Annotated in this window: 19 protein-coding genes; 16 read left to right on the forward strand and 3 right to left on the reverse strand. The window is 62.6% G+C overall.

What is annotated here, in order from left to right; translation table 11 throughout:
- The first annotated feature begins 169 nt into the window (after positions 1 to 169).
- From ACUN9V_RS08525 to ACUN9V_RS08535, 3 genes are all read left to right on the forward strand, one after another.
- The gene (locus ACUN9V_RS08525; protein WP_445511087.1) at positions 170 to 835 is read left to right on the forward strand and encodes an alpha/beta hydrolase; all 666 of its coding nucleotides are present in this window, start codon (positions 170 to 172) and stop codon (positions 833 to 835) included.
- A 108-nt stretch (positions 836 to 943) separates the two neighbouring features.
- A complete protein-coding gene (locus tag ACUN9V_RS08530) occupies positions 944 to 1570 on the forward strand; it encodes a DUF938 domain-containing protein (protein WP_445511088.1) in 627 nt (208 codons plus the stop codon).
- 150 nt (positions 1571 to 1720) lie between these two features.
- Positions 1721 to 1963 carry a hypothetical protein gene (locus tag ACUN9V_RS08535; protein WP_075563856.1) on the forward strand — a complete coding sequence of 81 codons (243 nt, stop codon included), beginning with the start codon at positions 1721 to 1723 and terminating at the stop codon, positions 1961 to 1963.
- A gap of 119 nt (positions 1964 to 2082) precedes the next feature.
- Here the strand turns inward: ACUN9V_RS08535 and ACUN9V_RS08540 are convergent, their stop codons facing one another.
- Positions 2083 to 3498: a PhoH family protein gene (locus ACUN9V_RS08540; RefSeq protein ID WP_075563857.1), complete on the reverse strand. Its 1416-nt coding sequence runs from the start codon at positions 3496 to 3498 to the stop codon at positions 2083 to 2085.
- A gap of 312 nt (positions 3499 to 3810) precedes the next feature.
- On the opposite strand from ACUN9V_RS08540, the gene ACUN9V_RS08545 reads away from it, so the two are divergent.
- The 7 genes from ACUN9V_RS08545 to ACUN9V_RS08575 all read left to right on the forward strand — a co-directional run bounded on the left by ACUN9V_RS08545 (position 3811) and on the right by ACUN9V_RS08575 (position 11539).
- Complete coding sequence (locus tag ACUN9V_RS08545) at positions 3811 to 4437, forward strand: NUDIX domain-containing protein (RefSeq protein ID WP_445511089.1); 627 nt, start codon at positions 3811 to 3813, stop codon at positions 4435 to 4437.
- Positions 4438 to 4526: 89 nt separating this feature from the next.
- Positions 4527 to 4973 (forward strand): DUF1249 domain-containing protein, encoded by a 447-nt coding sequence (locus tag ACUN9V_RS08550; protein ID WP_075563859.1) that lies wholly within the window; start codon positions 4527 to 4529, stop codon positions 4971 to 4973.
- Positions 4973 to 5695 (forward strand): phosphodiesterase, encoded by a 723-nt coding sequence (locus ACUN9V_RS08555; RefSeq protein ID WP_445511090.1) that lies wholly within the window; start codon positions 4973 to 4975, stop codon positions 5693 to 5695. Before ACUN9V_RS08550 ends, ACUN9V_RS08555 begins: the two co-directional genes overlap by 1 nt.
- Before the next feature lie 153 nt (positions 5696 to 5848).
- Positions 5849 to 6772 carry a sulfate adenylyltransferase subunit CysD gene (cysD, locus tag ACUN9V_RS08560; RefSeq protein ID WP_445511091.1) on the forward strand — a complete coding sequence of 308 codons (924 nt, stop codon included), beginning with the start codon at positions 5849 to 5851 and terminating at the stop codon, positions 6770 to 6772.
- Positions 6773 to 8239, forward strand: coding sequence for a sulfate adenylyltransferase subunit CysN (gene cysN, locus ACUN9V_RS08565; RefSeq protein ID WP_445511092.1), 1467 nt, complete (start codon positions 6773 to 6775; stop codon positions 8237 to 8239).
- Positions 8240 to 8400: 161 nt separating this feature from the next.
- Complete coding sequence (gene epsC, locus ACUN9V_RS08570) at positions 8401 to 9312, forward strand: serine O-acetyltransferase EpsC (protein WP_445511093.1); 912 nt, start codon at positions 8401 to 8403, stop codon at positions 9310 to 9312.
- A 151-nt stretch (positions 9313 to 9463) separates the two neighbouring features.
- Entirely contained in the window at positions 9464 to 11539 is a 2076-nt protein-coding gene (locus tag ACUN9V_RS08575; protein WP_445511094.1) for an LTA synthase family protein, read from the forward strand.
- A gap of 13 nt (positions 11540 to 11552) precedes the next feature.
- Here the strand turns inward: ACUN9V_RS08575 and cmoB are convergent, their stop codons facing one another.
- Together cmoB and cmoA are read right to left on the reverse strand one after the other, a co-directional pair.
- On the reverse strand, positions 11553 to 12563 hold the full coding sequence (gene cmoB, locus ACUN9V_RS08580) for a tRNA 5-methoxyuridine(34)/uridine 5-oxyacetic acid(34) synthase CmoB (RefSeq protein WP_445511095.1): 1011 nt from the start codon (positions 12561 to 12563) through the stop codon (positions 11553 to 11555).
- Positions 12556 to 13305 (reverse strand): carboxy-S-adenosyl-L-methionine synthase CmoA, encoded by a 750-nt coding sequence (gene cmoA / locus ACUN9V_RS08585; RefSeq protein WP_075563866.1) that lies wholly within the window; start codon positions 13303 to 13305, stop codon positions 12556 to 12558. The genes cmoB and cmoA overlap by 8 nt, the downstream gene beginning before the upstream one ends.
- A 119-nt stretch (positions 13306 to 13424) precedes the next feature.
- Between cmoA and pgi the strand changes: the two genes are divergently transcribed.
- The 6 genes from pgi to ACUN9V_RS08615 all read left to right on the forward strand — a co-directional run bounded on the left by pgi (position 13425) and on the right by ACUN9V_RS08615 (position 23532).
- Positions 13425 to 15074: a glucose-6-phosphate isomerase gene (pgi, locus tag ACUN9V_RS08590; RefSeq protein WP_445511096.1), complete on the forward strand. Its 1650-nt coding sequence runs from the start codon at positions 13425 to 13427 to the stop codon at positions 15072 to 15074.
- A gap of 24 nt (positions 15075 to 15098) precedes the next feature.
- Complete coding sequence (locus ACUN9V_RS08595) at positions 15099 to 15746, forward strand: YqiA/YcfP family alpha/beta fold hydrolase (RefSeq protein WP_445511097.1); 648 nt, start codon at positions 15099 to 15101, stop codon at positions 15744 to 15746.
- Between the two features lie 254 nt (positions 15747 to 16000).
- On the forward strand, positions 16001 to 17881 hold the full coding sequence (gene parE / locus ACUN9V_RS08600; protein ID WP_075563869.1) for a DNA topoisomerase IV subunit B: 1881 nt from the start codon (positions 16001 to 16003) through the stop codon (positions 17879 to 17881).
- 200 nt (positions 17882 to 18081) lie between these two features.
- A complete protein-coding gene (gene parC / locus ACUN9V_RS08605) occupies positions 18082 to 20334 on the forward strand; it encodes a DNA topoisomerase IV subunit A (protein ID WP_445511098.1) in 2253 nt (750 codons plus the stop codon).
- Positions 20335 to 20429: 95 nt separating this feature from the next.
- Positions 20430 to 21650: a phosphoserine phosphatase SerB gene (serB, locus tag ACUN9V_RS08610; RefSeq protein WP_445511099.1), complete on the forward strand. Its 1221-nt coding sequence runs from the start codon at positions 20430 to 20432 to the stop codon at positions 21648 to 21650.
- Positions 21651 to 21807: 157 nt separating this feature from the next.
- Positions 21808 to 23532, forward strand: coding sequence for an HD domain-containing phosphohydrolase (locus ACUN9V_RS08615; protein ID WP_445511100.1), 1725 nt, complete (start codon positions 21808 to 21810; stop codon positions 23530 to 23532).
- Positions 23533 to 23790: the final 258 nt, after the last annotated feature.

Here is a 23790-nt window from a genome sequence, read left to right on the forward strand (position 1 = left end):
CTCCGGCGTTGCGGAGTCAGCACGCTGCTGACCTGGCGCCGTCGGACGAGTGAATGTCGGATCCGTTTATCAACCTACGCAGCGGGCAAGCTCGCGGATGGCACGTTAGACTGGGCGGCGATAATTTCCAATCCAGACCGGGCCGCCCGGGTGACGAGGACGATCTCACATGGCATCTGCGCAAGAATTGATCATTGAACCGACGAATGGGCGAAAGGCCGATGCCTGCGTCATTCTGCTCCATGGACTGGGCGCGGATGGCCACGACTTCGAGCCGCTGGTGCCGGCGCTCGGATTACCGGACTCGCTGGCGGTGAGGTTCGTGCTGCCCCATGCGCCGCAGCTGCCGGTCACCGTCAATGGTGGCATGACGATGTCGGCATGGTACGACATTCTGGAGATGAATCTCGGGCGCCGGGTCGATGTCGATCAGCTGCGCGCGTCTGGCGAACGCATCCACGCCCTGATCGACGACCAGATCGCCGCCGGCATCGACAGCCGTCGCATCGTGATTGCCGGTTTCTCCCAGGGTGGTGCGGTGGCCTACGAGGCGGCGCTCTCTTATCCACAGCGATTGGGCGGTCTGCTGGCGCTGTCGACTTATTTCGCCACCGCCGACAGCATCGACCTCGCCGAAGCCAACCGGCGTCTGCCGATCGAAGTGCATCATGGCTCCGCGGATCCGGTGGTGCCCGAGTCGCTGGGTCGTGAAGGCGCCGAGCGGGTCGAGTCGCTGGGTTATCCTGTCAATTATCGTACCTACGAGATGGGTCACAGCCTGTGCCCGGAACAGGCCCAGGATATCGCAGCCTGGCTGACCGCCACGCTCGAATGAGCCCAGCCCCTCGTGAGCCCAGTATCTCATGAGCCAAGTCCCTCGTGAGCCCAGTTCCTTGTAAGCGAAGTCCCTCGTGAACGAACTCCTTCATGAACGGAGCCCTTGATGAACAGCATGGATAGTCTTGAGCACGGAGACGACCGACGCCTGTCCAGTCCGGCGGCCCAGCGCAACCGCGAGCCGATTCTGGCGGTACTCCGATCGGTATTGCCAAAGACGGGGCGGGTGCTGGAAATCGCCAGCGGCAGCGGCGAACACGCGGTCTATTTTGCTCGCCAGCTTGCACCGCTTTGCTGGCAGCCGACGGATCCCAGCGAGACGGCGCTGGCGTCGATCGCCGCCTGGCGCGACCAGGAAGCGTTGGAGAACCTCGCGGCACCGGTTCGCCTGGACGTCACCGGGGAGTGGCCGACATTGCCGGATCTCGCGGCTATCGTGTGTATCAACATGCTGCATATTTCGCCCTGGGCAGCGAGCGAGGCGCTGTTCGCTGCGGCCGGTCGCCAGCTTCCCGTGGGCGGCGTACTCGTCGTCTACGGTCCTTTCCGTCGCCACGGCGGGCACACCGCGCCCAGCAACGCGACCTTCGACGAAGACCTACGCTTGCGGGATCCGCGGTGGGGAATTCGCGATCTCGAAGCTGCCCAGGCGTTGGCCAGCGACCAGGGATTGACCTGCGAGGCGGTCAACGAGCTCCCTGCGAACAATCTCTGCGTCGTCTGGCGACGCTGAGCACGCCGGCCGCATTGCGGCATCACCGAATGACGTCGTGGCCTATAACTCGACTACACTCAACCCAGAACGTCCAATGCACATTGATCGATGTTCAGCGATCAGTGTTCAGCGATTACCGTTTATCGGTCAGCAAGGAGTGATGACATCGTGTCAGATTTTTCCGAAGAATTTCGCATGCCCAAGGGTTGCCCCAACTGCGGCAATCATATGATGAAGGTTTCACAGGCCAAGTCGCCGGACGATCAGGTGTTTTGTACGTCCTGCAACGAGGAAGTCTGTGCATGGGAAGAGGCCGAGCGGATCATGGCAGAGACGCCCCGCAGCGAGTCCGAACAGCTGATCGAGGACGTCATGAACAACAAGAAGCCGTCCGAGGACGACGACCGATAGCGGCGATCGGAACCCGTCGACGAAAACGCCCAGGCCAAGGCCTGGGCGTTTTGCGGTCGGTAGTCGGTTGGCGAACGGAGCTACAGCAAACAGGGCTCCAGCAAAGGCTACAGCAAAGGCTACAGCAACTCTTCGGCGGCCAGCGCGAGTCTCGATCTCTCGACGCTTTTCAGGGTGATGTGGCCGGCATGCGGCCAGTCACGGAAACGTTCCACGACCGCTGCCATGCCGCAGCTGTTGGCCGTGAGATAAGGGGTGTCGATCTGCCCCACGTTGCCCAGACAGACGATCTTGGTGTTGCGTCCGGCGCGGGTGATCAACGATTTGAGCTGCTTGGGCGTGAAGTTCTGGGCCTCGTCGATGATCAGGAAAGTGTCGTTGAGCGTACGTCCGCGCATGAAGGTGGGGGAGCGGATCTGCACGCGTGAGCCGATCAGCTGCCGCGTTGCGCCATCGTTCCAGCTCGACGAGCCCTCGCGCTCGTCGCGTAGCAGATTGTCCATGTTGTCGTGGAAGGCGCCCATCCATGGCGACATCTTCTCTTCCTCGGTGCCCGGTAGAAAGCCGATGTCTTCGCCCATCGGGATCGGCGCCCGGGTAAAAACGATCCGCTCGAACTGCTTGCCGTCCAGCGTCTGCTGCAGGGCGGCTGCCAGGGTCATGAAGGTCTTGCCGGTACCGGCGCTGCCGGCGAGGGTGAGGAAGTCGATGGACGGGTCCATCAACAGATTGAGGGCAAAATTCTGACGGCTGTCGTGCGCATGCACGCCCCAGACACCCCCGTGATGACGATAGTTGGTCAGTAGTTGCAGGGTTGCCTTGCGCGGCCCGTGGCCACGCACGATCGCTTCGAACTCCGCGCCGTTGTCGCTATCGGAGACGAGCATTCCCACATGCCAGTCTTCGGGAATGCGACCTTCAAGGTGATAGAAAGTGTGGCCATCGGTGCGCTCGACCATGACCTCGACGTCCAGCGATTCCCACAGACTGCGGCCGTCACGGCCGGCATCGGCGTAGACCTTGGCGCCTTCGATCATGGCGTCGAGATCGTCGAACGCCTTGTCGTTGAGATAGTCTTCGACCGGCACGTTGAGCGCCGTGGCCTTGACCCGCAGGTTGATGTCCTTGGTTACCAGCGTGACCGAGGCATCGGGGCGTTCATCGCGTAACCGACAGGTTTCGGCAAGAATGCGGTTGTCCGGGGAGTTCTCCAACGTCTCCAGCGGCGCCAGATCCTGGTAGCAGAGGAAGCGCAGCCGGCCGGCCGGGCCACCGGTAATACGGGGGATGGGAATGCCTTGCTGGATTTCCTGCGGAGTCACGTGGGCGGTGAGGTCGGATAGGGTGCGGCTGATCTGTCTTGCCGTGCGCGCGATCTCGCGCATACCGTTTTTGTGCTTATCGAGCTCCTCGAGCACCGTCATGGGAATGACGACATCGTGCTCCTCGAAATGGTAAAGGGCTGCTGGGTCGTGAATCAGGACATTGGTGTCCAGTACGTAGAGCCTGTTAGCTTTCTTGTCGATTCGTACCATCGGCAAAAGCACTCCTGTGAGTTCAAGGCTTCTCGACCCTGACAGAGTGCGATGACAGATTAATATCATCCGGCTTGCTCCGTCAGTGCCACGCTCGTTCGAACGTAAAAACCGTGTCGGCCTTACCTCTCTGACGGATGAAGTCGATATCAGAATGGCGCGATGCGACGCAAAGCGCTACCCCCTTTTGCCCCTGAATATCGAAAATAATTGCGGGTCGACAGCGCCGGGTAGGCCGGTGAATTATACCGGTCCGGTTGGAATCGACTTGCGGCACCGCAATAATGGGTTTTCATCCCGAGGAGCCGACTCATGGATCGACACATTGCGCCGATCAACCGCTTCGATGCCGACGATGTCGAGCGAATCGAGGATCAGCCGCTGTATTCGGGTTTCTTCGGCCTGGAGAAGCGCCGCCTGCGTCACCGCCAGTTCAACGGCGAGTGGAGCGAGACGATCGATCGCGAGGTTCACGTTCGCCGCGATGCGGTGGGCGTACTACTCTACGATCCAGCCTGCGACAAGGTCGTGCTGGTCGAGCAGATTCGCGCCGGTGCCCTGGACGATGACGTCTCACCGTGGAAGCTGGAGCCGGTCGCCGGACTGGTGGAGCCCGGCGAGACCCTCGCGGAGGTTGCGCGCCGGGAAGCGCAGGAGGAGGCAGGCTGCGACATCGTCGAGCTGATCGAGCTCCATCGTTACTACCCAAGCCCGGGTGCCTGTACCGAACAGGTCACGCTGTTCTGTGGTCTGATCGACAGTGCCGGAGTGGGTGGGGTACACGGTGTAGAAGACGAACACGAGGATATTCTGGTTCACGTCATGTCGTTCCCCGAGGCCTGGGACCGACTGATGGCGGGACAATTGGACAATGCCATGGCGTTGATTGGCTTCCACTGGCTGGCGCGTGAGCGTGCCACGCTGAGAGCCAAGGTCTAGCGCGAGCGGTCGGCGTTGCTGCAAAACGCCGCCAATAGTCCGCTCGATATTTGGGCTACGCAAAGGCCGTCAGACGCCGGGAGAACTTGATGAGAAAGACTGCTTACGTGACCGACCTCAAGACACTCCAGGCGGAGTGCAGCAGCAATTATCTGCGGCTTCGTCGTCTGGTCATGAACATGGTGGCGGGGGAAGTCAGGGAGGTGCCGCTCGCCGGTGAACGTGCCCGCTTCGGCACGCTGTGGCTGGAGGTGCTCGAGCAGGCTCCTTACACGACCGTCGCCCGAGTGTCCCAGACCGGCGTGCTGGACGGCTTCGTCGATTCACCGCGGATGACGGTGCATCTTTATCACGACGCCAATATGGCGGAAGTCACCGATTTTCAGCGTCAGCGCCATTTCCAGGGGCGCTACCGTTATCCCAACCCACAGATGCATCAGCCGGACGAGAAGCTGCAGATCAATCGATTTCTGGGGGAATGGCTACAGCACGGTCTGGCCCATGGCCATGCTGCCGAAGTGCCGGAAACGCCCTGATGCGACTGGTTCAGATCAGCGATTGTCATCTGTTGGCCGATCCGAAGGGTGCTTCGCGCAAGGGGTTCCCGCTGCGTCAACTGCACGCCGTGGTCGAACGGGCGCGAGCGCTTCGTCCCGATGTGCTGCTGGTGACCGGAGACATCGCCCAGGATGAAACTTCCGTGGCCTATCGGCATGCCAACGAGGCCTTTGCGACGCTGGAATGCCCCTGGTTCTGGATTCCCGGCAATCATGACCAGCCGGAGCTGATGGCCGAGTGCCAGCCGTTCCACGAAGAGATCGATCTCGGTGAGTGGCGGGTGCTGTTGCTGGACTCCCGTATCAGCGGTCAACCCGGGGGCGAGCTGGGGCAGCGTCAGCTGCAGCGTCTGGCCAGCCAGCTGGAAGCGGACGATCGACCGGTGCTGGTGGCGCTGCATCATCCGCCGCTGGATGTCGGCTCGGTATGGATGGACGCCATCGGGCTGAAGGACCGGGATGCGCTGTGGCAGACGCTCTCGCCCTATCCGCAGGTCAAGGCGCTGATCTGTGGTCATATTCATCAGGCGTTCGCCGCCTGGCAGGGCATGGTGGCCGTCTATGGCTGCCCGGCGACCTCGGATCAGTTTCTGGCGAAAAGTCACGAGTTCGCGACCGATGAAGCGGCTCGCCCCGGCCTGCGCGTGATCGATCTACGCGGTGAAGCGTTATCGACCTGGGTCGAACGAGTCGACATCTGATTTTTTATAACTAAAAACGATTTTTGAATGATCTTTGATTCTTTGACGTTATTACCAATGTCTCGCTAGGGTGAGCGTCCTAGGTAAGCATTCCTTACGTTCATATTCTGTTTTTGCCGTCTGGTATCAGGTGGCGACAGTGAGACATCGACCATGACAGCTCCTATCGTCAGCGCTCAGCGCCAGACTCATCTCAAGCAGCTCGAAGCCGAGTCCATTCATATCATCCGTGAAGTCGCGGCCGAGTTCGGCAACCCGGTGATGCTCTATTCCATCGGCAAGGACTCCTCGGTGATGCTGCATCTGGCACGCAAGGCGTTCTATCCCGGGCCGCCGCCGTTCCCGCTGATGCACGTCAACACCACCTGGAAGTTCAAGGAGATGATCGAGTTTCGCGACCGAATGGCCGCGGACGTCGGCATGGAGTTGATCGAGCATATCAACGAGGAAGGGCGTGCCGCCGGTATCAATCCGTTCGATCACGGCAGCGCCAAGTACACCGATATCATGAAGACCCAGTCGCTCAAGCAGGCGCTGGACAAGTACGGTTTCGATGCTGCGTTCGGGGGCGCCCGCCGCGACGAAGAGGCCTCGCGCGCCAAGGAACGGGTCTACTCGTTCCGCGACAAGCACCACCGCTGGGATCCCAAGAACCAGCGTCCCGAGCTGTGGAATCTGTATAACGGCAAGGTCAACAAGGGCGAGTCGATCCGGGTGTTTCCGCTCTCAAACTGGACCGAGCTGGATATCTGGCAGTACATCTATCTCGAATCGATTCCCATCGTGCCGCTGTATTTCTCCGCGCCCCGCCCGGTGGTCGAGCGTGACGGCATGCAGATCATGGTCGACGACGAGCGTCTGCCGCTGGAACCCGGCGAGGTGCCCGAGGAAAAGTGGGTGCGTTTCCGTACGCTCGGCTGCTACCCGTTGACCGGCGCCGTGGAATCGCGAGCCGCGACACTGCCCGAGATCATTCAGGAAATGCTGCTTACCCGCACTTCCGAGCGCTCGGGCCGGGCCATCGACCGCGATCAGGTGGGTTCGATGGAAAAGAAAAAACGCGAGGGGTACTTCTAAATGTCTCACCAATCTACTCTGATCGCCGACGACATCGGACAGTATCTCAAAGAGCACGAGCAGAAAGATCTGCTGCGCTTCATTACCTGCGGTAGCGTCGACGACGGCAAGTCGACCCTGATCGGGCGACTGCTGCACGACTCCAAGATGATCTACGAAGATCAGCTCGCCGCGATCACCGCGGCGTCGAAGACCAGCGGCACCACCGGCGACAAGGTCGACCTGGCGCTGCTGGTCGATGGTCTGCAGTCGGAGCGTGAGCAGGGCATCACCATCGATGTCGCTTACCGCTTCTTCTCTACCGACAAGCGCAAGTTCATCATCGCCGATACGCCGGGGCACGAGCAGTACACCCGCAACATGGCCACCGGCGCCTCCACCGCGAGTCTGGCGGTGATCCTGATCGACGCCCGTTACGGGGTGCAGGTGCAGACCCGTCGTCACAGCTTCATCGCCGATCTGCTGGGAATCCAGCATCTGGTGATCGCGGTCAACAAGATGGACCTGGTCGATTACTCCCAGGCGCGCTTCGACGAGATCGTCGCCGACTATCGCGAATTCGCCGAAAAGCTCGACGCCAGCGATATTCGCTTCGTGCCGCTGTCGGCGCTGGACGGCGACAACGTCGTCAATCGCAGCGAGCACATGCCCTGGTACCGCGTCGGCGGCGCGCCCGGCCCGGCGATGCTCGAACTGCTCGAGAGCGTCGAGGTCATTCACGACAGCAACCTCTCCGATCTGCGCCTGCCGGTACAGTACGTCAACCGACCCAATCTCGATTTTCGCGGCTACTGTGGAACGCTCGAGGCGGGCATCCTGCGCCCAGGGCAGGCGGTCAAGGCGCTGCCGTCGGGCAAGCTTTCCACCATTGATCGCATCGTTACCTTCGACGGTGATCTGGAAGAGGCCTATCCCGGTCAGGCAATTACCGTCACCCTGACGGACGAGATCGACATTTCCCGCGGCGACTGGCTGGTGGCGGCCGATGCCGAGGTCGCCCAGTCCAGCGCTCTGGCTGCCGATATCGTGTGGATGCATGATGCCGCTCTGGAGCCAGGCCGGCTCTACGATTTCAAGATCGGTACCCAGGAGATCGCCGGCAGGATCGCGGCGATCGACTATCAGATCGACGTCAATACACTCGAGCATCATGATGCCGCGAGCTTGCCGCTCAATGCGATTGGCCGTTGCCGCGTCGAACTGACCGCCAGCGTGCCGCTGGACGATTACCGCAAGAGCCCCGGCACCGGGAGTTTCGTGGTCATCGACCGGCTGAGCAACATCACGGTGGGTGCCGGTCTGATTCGAGGCGCTGTCGACAGCGCGACGCAGGCATCGCCGGCCGGCGACGTCGACTGGCAGGCGTTCGAAATCGAATTCAATGCGCTGATCCGCAAACACTTCCCGCATTGGGAAGCCAAGGATATGGGTGAGCTGTTGAAAGGCGTTTCACGCGCGGCTCGCTAAGCGGCAAGCGGCGAGCGAAAGAATACGCAGGCAAAGACGCGCCGGGTTCTTGGCGATTGCGACGGCAAGCCGGCGCCGCGGTAACGTTTGGCCCGGGCGCCGCCAGGTGTATCATGTCGCTCCGGCCCGACGCTTGCGTCCGCGATTGAAAGGAAACTTCCATGCAACACGTCAACTGGCAGCTCGACGGTATCGTCTCCCAGCTGCGTGCCACCCGTGAACAGTGGCGCGCTCAGAACGGCCGGGAAAAAGAGAAGGGCTGTCGCGAGTTGCCGTCGCGGCATCGCATCAGGGAAACGCTGGAGTCGCTGAGCGGCGCCATCTTCCCGATGCGTCTGGGGCCATCCGATCTGCGCAAGGAGAGCGAGGACTTCTACGTCGGCCACACGCTGGACCGTGCGCTCAATGCGCTGCACGAGGAAGTGCTGCTCGAGCTGCGCTACATGGCCCGGCTCAACGGCGACAAGGCTTCCGAGCATCAGGCGGTGGCGACGCAGATCATTCAGGGTTTCGCGGATAGCCTGCCCAGTCTGCGTCGGCGCCTCGACGACGATGTGATGGCCGCGTTCTATGGCGATCCGGCGGCACGTAGCGTCGACGAGGTGCTGCTCTGCTACCCCGGCGTCCACGCCGTGATCTACCATCGTATTGCCCACTATTTTTATCAGGCGGGCGCCGGGCTGGTGGCGCGGATCATCGCCGAGCTGGCCCACTCCGATACCGGCATCGACATTCATCCCGGTGCCCGGATCGGCGAAGGCTTCTTCATCGATCACGGCACCGGGGTGGTGATCGGCGAGACAGCGATCATCGGCAACCGCGTGCGGCTCTATCAGGCCGTCACGCTCGGCGCCAAGCGCTTCCCGGCGGACGAGAAAGGCCATCTCGAGAAAGGCCTGCCGCGTCACCCCATCGTCGAGGACGACGTGGTGATCTACGCGGGTGCGACCATCCTGGGGCGTATCACGGTGGGTCAGGGGTCGATCATCGGCGGCAATGTCTGGCTGACCTGCAGCGTACCCGCCGAGAGCAACATCACTCAGGCCAATATCCAGAGCGGACCGTGCCCCTGACGCCAGGCAAGCGATGAGGTTCCACGACGCGCGGCTCATGCCGCGCGTTTTCGTGTACGGGGCGTCTGCCGCTTTCCGCGAGTCCGCCAAGACATCGTCAGCGTCGACCGGGGCCGGTATAGTGTGCCCGCCTATCCGGTCGAGATGACATATGCCCAACGAACCCATGACGACGACGCGCTGGCAGCACTGGCGTGAAATGAACCGCCAGCTCTGGCGGTTGGGTCTCATCGCGGTCGTCACGCTGGCCCTGATGCGCTTCGCGTTGTGGCAACTCGAGGCGCCGCCTTCGCTGGATGTACCGGCCAGCGAGATCGCCAGGGCGTTCTGGATGGGTTTGCGCTTCGATGCCAAGATCATGGCGACGCTGCTCGGCCCCTGGCTGCTGGTGGCGACGGCGCTACTGCCGTTGCCGCGGGTCGTCATCGCCAGCTGGCGTCGCCTGTGGCTGGTCTGGGCCATCGTGATCATGGTGCTGGTCAATCTGCTGGCATTGATCAACCATTTCTACTTCAGCTTTTATCAGGGCCCGATCAACTCGCTGATCTTCGGCCTGTTCGAGGACGATACCCGAGCGGTACTGCAGACCATCTGGAGTGACTATCCGTTTATCCCCCTGGTGATCGCGCTGATCGGCATGACGGGGACGCAGATCGTGTTGATGCGCCATGGCCACCGACGTTCGCGGCGCGGACTCGGCTGGCGACGGACGGGTCTCCTCGCTGTGGTTTCCATCGTCGCCCTGGTAGGCCTGGGGCGGGGCAGTCTGGGCGCATTCCCGTTACGCGAGATGCATATGGCGGTCTCGTCGAATGCGTTCGTCAATGATCTGGTCCCCAGCGGGCCGCAGGCGTTCTACCTGGCCTGGGGCGAGCGCGAGGTGAGTCAGATCGATGACGATCCGCGTTCGGGATTGAAGCGTTATGGTTTCGCCACACCCATGGAAGCGGCAGCGGCGCTTGGCTGGTCCGGGGCAGAGACCCCCCAGGCGGTATCCGACCACATGAGCGACAAGACGCCGGCGGTCACCGCGGCCGAGCGCCGACCACCGCACGTCGTGGTCAGCCTGATGGAGAGCTGGGGCCGTCCCCCGCTGGATTTCGATGACCCCGAACGCAACGACCTGCTGGGCCGGCTGCGACCGTGGCTGGAAAAGAAAGCCGACTACTTTCCCCACTCCCTGTCCTCGGGTAACGGCACGCATCCCAGCCTGGAGGGATTGCTGTTCGACACGCCCATCACGCCGCTGACCCAGGGACGCTACGGCTATCGCCAGTACTCCACCTCGGTGGTGGCGCCTTACGAACGGGCGGGTTACCACACCGTCTTCCTGACCGCCGGTTCGGCGCATTGGCGCAATCTCGATGGCGCGCTCAAGCGTCAGGGCTTCGACGAGGTGCTTGGCGAGAACGCGATCCGGGAACGATTCCCCGAGGCGCAAGGCAGTACCTGGGGGCTCTTCGATGAGTGGATGTTCCGCTACGGCGAGGCGCTGCTGAAGGAGGCCGATGCCAAGGGCGAGAAAGTGCTGCTGGTGATGCTGTCGATCACCAACCACCCGCCTTACGAGATTCCCGAGAGTTACGAGCCCGGGCCGCTGGATGTCTCGAGCCTGGGCGATGCGCTTGCCGTCTCGTCCGAGCTCGGCAGCTCGATCCTCGAAACCTACCAGTACGCCAACGACAGCATGGGCGGTTTCCTCGACGATCTCGAGGCGGCGGGCCTGATGGACCATACCCTGTTCGCGGCCACCGGCGATCACAATACCCGTTCGTTGATGAGCTATCCCGACGCCGAGAATCTGTTCGACCAGTTCGGTGTGCCGATCCTGATGTGGGTGCCGCCAGCCTATCGGCAGGGCGATGAAGCGCAGATCGACGATTGGACCAGCCATCGCGACATCTTCCCCACGCTCTGGGCGCATTCGCTGTCGGAATCGCGGATACCCTGGGTCGGGCGTGATCTCTACACGCCGATGACGTCACCCGCGGCGCTGACCTTCAACGATCAGGATGGCGGGGAAGGCGTGATGGTGAGCAAGGCTGGTGCGGTGACGAATCTCGCCGACCCGACCTACTATCGCTGGTCGAATGGGCTATTGGAGTCCGAAGCGACGCCCTCCGACGCGCTGCGCGAACAGGCACGCCGCGCGCAAGCTCGCGTGGGCCTGGAAGATTGGCGAATTCGGCGCGAGGCGGTTGCCCCGAAAGAGTCGCCCAAGCCCTGAGCTGGCCGATCCATTATCCGGGCTTGCGGGCGATCAATGTCGCCCGGCGCGGCGCGGGATAACCCTCGATCGTCTTCGTACGGTCGACGGGGTCCAGGAAATCGGCCAGTGAATGGAACGTCATCCACTCGGTCGAACGCTGCTCTTCGAGGGTGGTGATCGTCTCATCGACGCAACGAATGGCTTCGAAGCCGCAGCGCTCGAGCCAATGTGCCAGCGCGCTCGAAGAGGGCAGGAAATAGACGTTGGGCATGCTGGCATAGCGCTCGCCGGGCATGAAGACCGTCTGTGCTTCACCCTCGACCACCAGGGTTTCCAATACCAGCTCGCCACCGGGTACCAGCGCGTCTTTCAACTGCAGCAGATGCTCCAGCGGTGAAGGCCGATGATAGAGCACGCCCATCGAGAACACGGTGTCGAAGGCGGCGAGCCTGTCCGGGACATCTTCGATGCCGACCGGCAGAAAGTGGGTGCGGCCGTCATCGGCGTCTCCGACGAAGTGACGCACGGCGTGGAACTGGTAGTAGAAGCGCGGCGAGGGGTCGATCACCAGCACGAAAGCCGCGCCGGCCCCCGCCATACGCCAGGCGTGATAGCCGTTGCCGCCGCCGACATCCAGAATTCGCCGGCCGTCGAGTGACGAAAGGTGTGGCGCGACACGTTGCCACTTCCAGTCCGAACGCCACTCGGTATCGATGTCGATGTCGCCGAGCCGATAAGGGCCCTTGCGCCACGGCATCAGGATCTTCAGCAGGTTCTCGCAGCGTCGGCGCTCGGCATCGCTCAGTGCGAGTTCCACCGTGACGCTGTCAGCCTGCAGGTCGACCTGGCGTATGGCCGGCAACGCCGGCAGCTTGGCCACCGCCTTCTCCCACGCCGGCAGATCGCCGTGGCGGCGGCGATCGAGCCCACGTGCCAGCTGCTCGGGCAGCAGCGCCAGCCAGCGAGTCAATCCGATTTCCAGAAAAGCGAGATAGAGTCGGCGTTCGGCGTCCTCGAGCGTGGTCGTCGGGGTGTCAGGCATCCTTGTCCTTGAAAGCAATGAGGGACGCAAAGTTAAGGTACTGAAACCAGGTGGTGACCCGGGAGAAACCGGCCTGAGTCAGGCGCTGGTGGTGCGCGGCCAGCGAGTCCGGTACCAGCACGTTCTCCAGGGCGGTACGTTTCTGACTGATCTCCATGTCGCTGTAGCCGTTGGCGCGCTTGAAATCGTGGTAGCGCTCGACCAGCCAGGCGTTCTCCTGCTCGTCCTCGGCAACAATCTTTTCCGACAGCACCAGGATGCCGCCGGGCTCCAGTGCCGCGTACAGCCGGGCGATCACGGCGTCACGGTCCGCTGGCGGCAGGAACTGCAACGTGAAGTTGAGCACGATCATCCCGCTGGAGCAGTAGTCGACGTGGCGAATGTCGCCTTCGACAAACGTGATCGGGTGATCGGGGCACTCTGTCGCGGCGATCTCGCGAGCTCGCGCGATCATCGTCGGGGAAAGATCGACGCCGGTCAGTGCGAAGGCGTCAGCGGGCAGACGCCCCGCCAGCGCCAGCCCAACGGCACCCAGCGAACAGCCGAGATCGTAGACATGCGCGCCGTGGCGCAGGTGGCGCTCGGCGATGACGCCGAACATGCCGAGTATCTGGCCGTAGCCGGGAATCGAACGCCGGACCATATCCGGAAAGCAGGCCACCACCCGTTCGTCGAACGAGAAGCTCGCCACGCGATCGAGGGGTGTCGAAAAGATGGCGTCACGGTAAGATGCGTCAATCATTGCCGAAAGATATTCTTAATTGGGAGAGCGTGAAGCGAACGGAACGCGTGGGATACGCCCGCTGAGGCGACAGTGTACGTTTTGCGTCTCTTCGCTGCACGTGACAAGGAGAGCCATAGATGTCGATTCGTGAAACCCAGGCATGGAAAGCGCTCGAGCAGCAGCTCGACGGGGGCATGCGGGATGTCCATCTGAAGACCCTGTTCCAGCAGGCGCCGCGCTTCGACGAGTTCCATCTCGAGGCCGCGGGCATTCAGATGGATCTGTCCAAGCAGCGGTGGACGACGGAGGTCCGGGAGCAGTTGCAGTCGCTGGCGCGAGAGGCTGACGTACCTGACGCCATCCAGAGGCTGCTGTCGGGAGAGCGGGTCAATCGCACCGAAGATCGCCCGGCACTCCACACCGCCCTGCGCCTGCCGCGTGATGCCGAACTCGAGGTCGAAGGCGTCGAAGTGGTCAGCGACGTCCACGCCACCCTCGACAAGATGGAAACGCTGGTCGAGAAGCTGTTGAACGGCCAATGGCGCGGTGCGACCGGCAAGCCGATCACCGACGTGGTCAATCTCGGCGTCGGCGGCTCGGATCTGGGGCCGCTGATGGTGACGTCGGCGCTGACCGATTTCGAGCCCGACGACGTCTTCGAGGTGTCGACGCACTTCGCCTCGACCATGGACGGCTCGCAGCTGGCAGATTTCCTGAGCTGGCTCAATCCCGAGACAACGCTGTTCATTCTCTCGTCGAAGTCCTTCGGCACCATCGATACGCTATCGAATGCCTCGACCGCGCTCGACTGGATCGCGACCCGTCTAGGCTGCGGCGAGTCGTTGATCAAGCGCTTTCACTTCGTCGGCGTCTCCACCAAGCCGGAAAAGATGACCGAGTGGGGCATCGATCCCGCCAATCAGCTGCTGTTCTGGGACTGGGTCGGCGGTCGCTATTCGTTCTGGAGCGCGATCGGGCTGCCGATCGCGATCCGTGTGGGTATGGACAACTTCCGCCAGCTGCTGGCGGGCGCCCATGCCATGGACGAGCACTTCCGTACCGCCGATCTGGCGGAAAACCTGCCGGTACAGCTGGCGTTGATCGGTATCTGGAACGTCAACTTTCTCGATATTCGCTCCCATGCGGTGCTGCCCTACGATGGGCGTCTCAAGCACCTGCCCGGGTATTTCCAGCAACTGGAGATGGAGTCCAACGGCAAGTCGGTGACCAACGACGACGCCGTGGTCGATTATTCCACCTGCCCGGTGATCTGGGGCGAGATCGGCCCCAACGGTCAGCACGCGTTCTATCAGCTGCTGCACCAGGGTACCCAGCCGGTGGCCTGCGATTTCATCGCCCCGGTCAACCGCTACAACGACGTCGAGGACGAGCGCTTCCGTGATGATCTGATGGCTCAGCATCGCCTGGCGCTAGCCAACTGCTTTGCGCAATCCCGGGTCCTGATGCTCGGCGACGATGCGGTGAAGACCGAGGGCACGCCGCCCAGCTACAAGCGGTATCGCGGCAACCAGCCCTCGTCGACGCTGATGTTCGACAGCCTCAATCCGGCCACGTTGGGGGCGTTGATCGCACTCTACGAGCACAAGGTATTCGTGCAGGGCGTGATCTGGGATATCGATTCCTTCGATCAGTGGGGCGTCGAACTGGGCAAGCAGATCGCTACCGAAACCGAAGAGATCATCGCGACCCAGAATGGGTTGGACTCGCTGGACGATTCCAGTCGTGGCTTGATCGAGGCGATCTGGCAGGGACAGAAGGCCCGGTGACGGACGAAAGCGACGGAGCGACCAATGCCGAATGATCCGCAGGCTGGCGTTCGGCCGGCCAGGGCGCTGCTGTATCTGCACGGCTTCAACAGCAGCAGCGCTTCGCCCAAGGCGCAGCTGGTCAAGCGCGCCTGCGAAGCGTTGGCGCGGCACGAAGGGCGTCCGTTCGAGTGTCTGATCCCGGATCTGTCACATCGCCCGAATGTGGCGTGGCAGCAGGCGGAAGCGGCCCTCGAACAGCTGGGGCATGACGATACGCTGCTGGTCGGAAGCTCCATGGGGGGCTTCCTGGCGACGATTCTGGCGGAGCGTCACGGCCTTCGCGCCGTGCTGATCAACCCCGCGGTTCAGCCCGCCCGGTTCGTGGCCGATTATATGGGGCAGACGCTGGTCAACGACGACTCCGGTGAGCGTTTCACGATCGACAATAGCTATTTCGACCAATTGACCGCGCTGCAATGGGACCGCATCGTGCACCCGGCACGCTATCTGCTGCTGCTGGGCGGCGCGGACGAAACGCTGGACTGTCGGGACGCGCTGCGCGCCTATGCCGGCAGTCGAACGCTGATTCATCCGGGCGGCGATCACAGCTTCAATGTTCTGCCCGACTACCTGCCCGCGCTTTTCGCCCACGGCGGCTGGCACGTGCCGGATTCCCTCGAGTTCTCTTGAGGGAGCTCTGCTGATCTCCGGCGGCAAAACCATTACTGTATGCCTGTCCAGTAATGTATCATCGTCGCCAATCCTGCTCGGGGTAGAGAAATCTTGATATCGGTTGTTGTTCGATCATCACGCCTTGCCGGTGTCAGGGCTGCCGCGACGATTTGATGGCGCGGCGATTTCGATCCAGTGACTTTGACGCGGCAACTTTGACCCAGTGACTTTGACCCAGTGATTCTGACCTTACAAACGTGGCGAGACCCTGCATGACACAATACAGTGCCAGCTCCATCGAGGTGCTTTCCGGCCTCGATCCGGTCCGCAAGCGGCCGGGCATGTATACCGACACGACCCGCCCCAACCATATGGTGCAGGAAGTCATCGACAACAGCGTCGATGAGGCGCTGGCCGGACACGCCCGGACGGTTCGTGTCGTCCTGCTCGACGACGGCGGCATCGAGGTCTCCGACGACGGCCGCGGCATGCCGATCGATATCCATCCGGAACATGGCGTCACCGGGGTGGAGCTGATCCTCACCCGGCTGCACGCCGGCGGCAAGTTCTCCCAGTCGAGCTATCGCTTTTCCGGCGGTCTGCACGGGGTCGGCGTCTCGGTGGTCAACGCGCTGTCGACGCGCCTCGAGGTCGAGGTGTGTCGCGAGGGCAATCGCTACGGCATCGCGTTCGAGAAGGGCGAGAAGGTCGAGGAGCTGTCGATCATCGGCAGCTGCGCCAAGCGGGCGACCGGCACCGTGGTGCGCTTCTGGCCGGAAGCCGACTATTTCGACAGCGCCAAGCTCTCTCTGCCACGGTTGAAGCATCTGATGCGCGCCAAGGCGGTGCTGTGCCCTGGGCTCACGGTCGTGCTCAAGGAGACCGACGGCGCCGAAAACGTGTGGCAGTACGAAGACGGTCTGCGTGACTACCTCGCCCAGGCGACGGATGGCTTCGAGGTGCTGCCGCCGTCACCTTTCACCGGCCATTTCGAGGACGAGGAACAGGGCGTCGACTGGGCCATCCAGTGGCTGCCGGAGGGCGGCGAGCCGGTGCTCGAGTCCTACGTCAACCTGATCCCGACGCCGCTCGGTGGAACCCACGTCAACGGCTTCCGCAGCGGTCTGCTCGAGGCGGTGCGGGAGTTCTGCGAATACCGCAGTCTGCTGCCGCGCGGCGTCAAGCTGTCACCGGAGGACCTGTGGGAGAAGGTGTCGTTCGTGCTCTCGATCAAGATGCTCGATCCGCAATTCGCCGGCCAGACCAAGGAGCGGCTGTCGTCGCGCACGGTGGCGGGCTTCGTCTCCGGCGTGGTCAAGGATGCCTTCTCGCTGTGGCTCAATCACCACGTTGACCAGGCCGAACAGCTGGCCGAACTGGTGATCAACGCCGCCCAGCGGCGCCAGAAGAGCGCCAAGAAGGTGGCGCGCAAGAAGATCACCTCCGGGCCGGCACTGCCCGGCAAGCTGGCCGACTGCTCCGGCCAGGATCCGGTCTCGAGTGAGCTGTTCCTGGTCGAGGGGGACTCCGCCGGCGGCAGCGCCAAGCAGGCGCGCAATCGCGAGACCCAGGCAATCCTGCCGTTGCGCGGCAAGATCCTCAACACCTGGGAAGTCGAATCCGCCGATATCTACAGCTCGCAGGAAGTCCACGACATCGCCGTGGCGATCGGCCTCGATCCGGGCAGCGACGATCTCTCCAAGCTTCGCTACCACAAGGTCTGCATTCTCGCCGATGCCGACTCCGACGGCCTGCACATCGCCACACTCCTGTGCGCGCTGTTCGTGCGCCACTTCCCGGCGCTGGTCGATGCCGGTCACGCCTTCGTCGCCATGCCGCCGCTCTACCGCATCGATCTGGGCAAGGAAGTCTTCTATGCGCTCGACGAAAGCGAAAAGGCGGCCACGCTCAAACGCCTCGAAGGCAAGCGCGGCACGCCCAACGTTCAGCGCTTCAAGGGCCTGGGCGAGATGAGTCCGCTACAGCTGCGCGAGACCACCATGGCCGTCGACACCCGGCGGCTGGTCCAGCTGACCCGTGAGCGCGACGACGGCACGCTGGAAATGATGGATATGCTGCTGGCGCGCAAGCGGGCGGGCGACAGGAAAAGTTGGCTGGAAGACTACGGCAACATGGCCGAGATCGAAGTCTGAGCCTTTCTGCGCTCGAATGGGCTCCGCGACGTGATTGAGCGGCAAAAAAAGACTCGCCATTACAGTGTTGCTCGTAGCTCGTAGCTCGTAGCTCGAAGCTTGAAGCTCGAAGCTCGCGGCCCGTAGCTCGCGGCGGCTAACAGGTTTAACGAGGGCGCTGCCCTCAACGATTCCACAATCGTGAACAAGGTCAAAATCGTATGACCATGGATATTCAGATAGCGGAAGGCGACGTCGAACGCCTTTCGCTCAAGGAGTACACCGAAAAGGCGTATCTCGATTATTCGATGTACGTGATTCTCGACCGCGCGTTGCCGCATATCGGCGACGGCATGAAGCCGGTGCAGCGCCGTATCGTCTACGCCATGCGCGAGCTGGCATTGACCGCCAACGCCAAGTACAAGAAGTCGGCGCGTACCGTCGGCGACGTGCTGGGTAAATTCCACCCCCACGGCGATAGCGCCTGCTACGAAGCGATGGTGCTGATGGCGCAGCCGTTCAGCTATCGCTATCCGCTGGTCGACGGTCAGGGCAACTGGGGTAGCCCGGACGATCCCAAGTCTTTCGCCGCCATGCGCTATACCGAGGCGCGGCTGTCGCGTTTCTCCGAGACGCTGCTGGCGGAGCTGGGGCAGGGCACCGTCGACTGGACGCCCAACTTCGACGGCACCATGAACGAGCCGGCCGTGCTGCCGTCGCGCCTGCCGCACGTGCTGCTCAACGGTGGCACCGGCATCGCCGTGGGGATGGCCACCGATATTCCGCCGCATAACGTGGTGGAAGTGGTCGAGGCGACCTGCCATCTGTTGCGCCAGCCCGAGGCCAGCGTCGCGGATCTGATGCAGTATCTGCCGGCGCCGGATTTCCCCACCGACGCCGAGATCATTTCGCCGCCGGCCGACCTGCGCAAGCTCTACGAGACCGGTCGCGGCTCGGTCAAGCTGCGCGCCCGCTACGAGCGTGAAGACGGCAACATCGTGATCACCGCGGTGCCGTATCAGGTCAGCGGGGCCAAGGTACTCGAACAGATCGCGGCCCAGATGCAGGCCAAGAAGCTGCCGATGGTGGCGGATCTGCGCGACGAGTCGACCCACGAGACGCCGACGCGGCTGGTGATCGAGCCGCGCTCCAATCGCATCGACGCCGACGGACTGATGGCGCACCTATTCGCCACCACCGATCTCGAGAAAAGCATCCGCGTCAATCTCAACGTGATCGCGCTCGACGGCCGGCCTCGGGTCCTGGCACTGAACGCCATGCTCGGCGAGTGGCTGACGTTCCGCCGCACCACGGTGCGTCGTCGCCTGGAGCATCGCCTCGGCAAGGTCGAGGATCGTCTGCACCTGCTCGAAGGGTTGCTGATCGCGTATCTCAACATCGACGAAGTGATCCGTATCATTCGCGAGGAGGACGAGCCCAAGCCGGCGCTGATGAGCGCGTTCGGCATCACCGAGCGTCAGGCGGAAGCGATCCTGGAACTGCGTCTGCGTCACCTCGCCAAGCTCGAGGAGATGAAGATTCGCGGCGAGCAGGACGAGCTCGAGGCTGAACGCAAACGTCTCAACAAGCTGCTCGGGTCCGAGTCGGCGATGACCGACCTGGTCGAGAAGGAGCTGCGGGAAGCGGCCGAGGCCTACGGCGATCCTCGCCGTTCGCCGCTGGTCGAACGCAGCGAGGCCAGAGCGCTCTCCGAGGTGGAACTGGTAGGCGCCGATCCGGTCACAGTAGTGCTGTCCGATAAAGGCTGGATTCGTGCGGCGCGGGGTCACGATATCGATCCCGCGGGACTTTCCTACAAGGCCGGCGACAGTTTTCATCTGGCGGCACGAGGCAAGACCAACCAGCCGCTGGTGCTGCTCGACGATAGCGGGCGCAGCTATACGCTGAGCGCGCACAACCTGCCCTCGGCACGCGGTCAGGGCGAGCCGGTGACCGGGCGGATCAATCCCCCGGCCGGGGCGACCATGACCGGGCTGATGCTCGACGTGCCCAGCGCCCGCTATCTGCTGGCGTCCGACGGCGGCTACGGTTTCGTGGTCAGGCTCGAAGACCTGCTGGGCAAGAACAAGGCCGGCAAATCGGTGCTTTCGGTGCCCAAGGGTTGCAATGTCATGCCGCCCAAGGCGATACCGGCGGGCGACGGGGTAAGGGTCGCCGCGGTTTCCAATGAGGGGCGGCTGCTGGTCTTTGCGCTGTCCCAGTTGCCGGAGATGTCGAAAGGCAAGGGCAACAAGATGATCGACATCCCAGGCGCCAAAGCGGCGAGACGTGAAGAGTTCGTCCGCGATCTGGTGTTGCTGCCGGAGGGCGCTTCGCTGATCGTGCATGCCGGCAAGCGCAAGCAGACCCTGAAGACGGCAGACCTCGAGTACTACACCGGCGAGCGCGGCCGCCGCGGCAGCAAGCTGGCGCGGGGATTCCAGAAAGTCGACCGACTGGAGATCGAGTCCTGAAAGCACGAGTTGATGATGAATATCTGGTAACGAGTATTTGATAACGAGCATTTGATAAAGAGAGAAAGCGCATTGCGGCGCTTCGTGGGGAAAAGATGTCACAACGTTTTGTGGTGCGAGCCACCGGGCCTGCACGGCCCGGTCAGACGGCTGCACTGGGTACGGCACTGGTCAGCGCCAACTGCCGTCTGCTGGACCTGAGCCAGCACGTCGCCTTCGGTGAAGTCACGCTGGAAGCGCTGGTCGAGACCGCCGATGATCTCGGCGCGATGCTGCCGACGGCCGGTGACGTGTTCGGTCTGGATTGTCGAGTCGAAGCGGTGTCCGCCAAAAGCGAAACGCTATGGGCGGATGTTGCCAAGGATCCTGTCTGGGTACTGACCTTGATGGCACCCGCGCTGTCGGCGGAGGTCATGGCGGAAGTCGGTGCGCTGACGGCCGAGCAGGGATTGACCATCCAGCAGGTCAGACGTCTTTCCGCCGAGAGCCGGCTCGATGCGGCCAACTCGCCGGGCGATGCAGGTGCCTGTCTGGAGTGGCGGCTCAGTGGTGCGGTACGTGACTCGACGCTGCTGCGCGAAAAGATCCTCGCCCTGAGCGAGCGTTTCGCCGTCGATCTGGCATTGCAGCCTGCCGATCTCTGGCGACGGCATCGCCGACTGATCTGCTTCGACATGGATTCGACGCTGATTCAGGCCGAGGTCATCGATGAATTGGCCCGACGCCACGGTGTCTACGACGAAGTCGCTGCCATAACCGAGCGCGCGATGCGGGGCGAACTCGACTTTCAGCAGAGCTTTCGCGAACGCATGAGCAAGCTCGAGGGCCTCGATGAGTCGGTACTGGCCGACATCGCCGAGTCGTTACCGCTGATGCCGGGGCTCGAGCGGCTGATGGGCTATCTCAAGCGGCTGGGTTATCGCACGGCGATTCTGTCCGGCGGTTTCACCTATTTTGCCCGCTATCTGCAGGCGAGGCTGGGTTTCGACGAGATCCATGCCAACGAACTGGTGATTCGCGATGGTAGGGTGACCGGCGAGGTACAGGAGCCGATCATCGACGCCGAGCGCAAGGCGATGATGCTCAAGCAGATCGTCGAACGCGAAGGCTGGGATCCGGGCCAGGCCGTGGCCGTGGGCGACGGCGCCAACGATCTCGAGATGCTGGCGGCCGCCGGCCTGGGCGTGGCCTTTCACGCCAAGCCGCTGGTGCGTCGACAGGCTGCGCTTTCCGTTTCGGTCATGGGGCTCGACGGGCTGCTTTATCTACTGGGCTACTCCGCCTCGGATCTGGCAACGCTCTCTCCAGAGCACTGAGGACATCACTGTACGCGGATCGGAGACGGAGAGCGGCTCAGGATCAAGAAGGTTTCGAAACGGTCGATAACGAATTGTTACATAATATCGGGAAACGGCGGTAAACTCGTCTCCTGAACCGTTCTTCGCGATCGCGCCACGTGTTTTCGGAGCCCTCATGTCCGACTCTGCCTCCACGGATATCTATCAAGCCCCTGCCCTGCGGGAGTGGCTGGAGCCGCTCTGTCTTCAGGGCAGCGTCAACCTGGCATTCGATGCCGCCGGTAGCGCCTTCTGGCCGGTGCTGCTGGACGACGTTCTCCATCCTCAGTCGCTGGTCGTGGATGTGACGACGGCGCCGGCTCTGGCCGAGCCGCTAACCCGGGGCGATCCGTTTCACCTCATCGGTCATGTCAGGGGCGCGTTGGTTCGCACCTCGGCGCTGACGATGATCCAACGCCTGGATGACACGCCGCGGATAAAATTTCTCTGCAGCTATCCGGAGTTCGTCAGCACGCTTCACCGGCGCGGTACATTTCGCGCCCCGCTACGTCCTGAGATGGGGGTCGAGACGCGTTTGACCCTGGCGGCCGACCTGCCCGTCATCGAGGCAGACGTTCGCAATTTGTCGTTGGGCGGATGTCTGCTGGCCATGCGGCTGGTGGACGCCGTCAAGCTGGCTCCCTCGCAGGCGTTTTCCGTCCTCGAGCTGATCTTTCCCAATCAACGGTATCTCGAGCTCAAGGGCCGGGTGCGGCATATCCGGACCGATGACGACTGGACCATGGCGCTGGTTGGCTGCGAGTTCGATGAGTTGTCGATCGATAGCGAGCGATTTCTGTGGTACTGCGTCAAGGAGATCGAGCGTGAGGGCGTGCGCAGGGCATCGGCCAGCGATCAGCCGCTGGAGCCTTCAGCGCTGTTTCGGTTTCCGAAGGGGCGTCGGCCATCATCGGCCAGATCGGCCGTCACCGCCGATAACGTCGCCGCGGGCGATGCCGGCGCGATCGTCCGGCGTCTGCGGAAAATCGCCGACTATCTCAATGCCCAGAGTCTACAGCTGCAAAATGGCACTGTGATCGCACCATCGCTGCTATCACGGCACGCCGATACGCTGCTGACGCTGGGCAGCCAGAGTCGGGAGTCATTGCTCTACGCGCTGGGTTATCTCGAATCCGAGCCCGCTGCCGTGCGACACGCGCTGTCGGTAGCGGTGCGCGCCGCCGATATGGCGCGCAGTCAGGGATATGATAACGACTCGCTGAAAGCGATCGTGGCCAGCGCGCTGGTGCACGATCTGGGCAAGGCGTCGTTGCCGAGCAGCCTGCTCGAGAGTCGCGCGCCCCTGAGCGATTCGCAGCGGGCACTGCTGCCGGGGCATGTCACGCAGATCAGCGAACGACTGGCCGAATGCCGCTGGTTATCGCCGGCCATCGCCTCGCCAGTGATCGAACAGGTCAACGAGCGCCTCGACGGCAGTGGTTATCCCCACGGGCTTCGCGGTGACGCTATCGACGATCTAGGCAGAATGCTCGCGGTGGTCGATGTCATCGATGCACTGACGCGCCCGCGCGCTGACCGCAAGGCCTGGCCGCTGGTCGATGCGTATCGGCATCTGCTGAGTCAGCCAGAGGTATTCGACAATGTGTGGGTACAACGCTACGTGCGTCTGTTCGGCATCGCCCCCGTAGGCTCATTGGTGCGATACGCCAGCGGAGCGCTGGCCTGGGTGCAGCGATTGGACGCCCAGGGCCGACCCTCGCAGGTCCATCTGGTTCTCAATGCCCACAGCCGCCAGGGCCGCCTTGATCGGATCCTGGCCGGCCAGGATCTCGAGCAGCTCGGCCGGCTGTCAGGCGTGGTAGAACCCACGGACTATGGCTTGTCGAGAGTGGCGGCTTGACTCGCTGGACTTTGGCTGAAAACTGCCTGCCCTCGGCCATACGTCGTTAAAAATTGGCTCAAAGTCCTCATTTACACCCCGTAAACTGGGACACCAGCCCGGTCCCTCTTCGCCGATTTTTGCCTTGTCCGACATTCGCTCGACGACTTTTCAGACAAACCCTAGGCTCTTGCGGGGAAGCGACCTTCAGTTCATTTCCTGACAAAACGGAACAATGACGCGGCAGCGACGGCCCGAAGATTGGACCACACTGTGAGC

The organism is Salinicola sp. V024 (assembly GCF_052645315.1).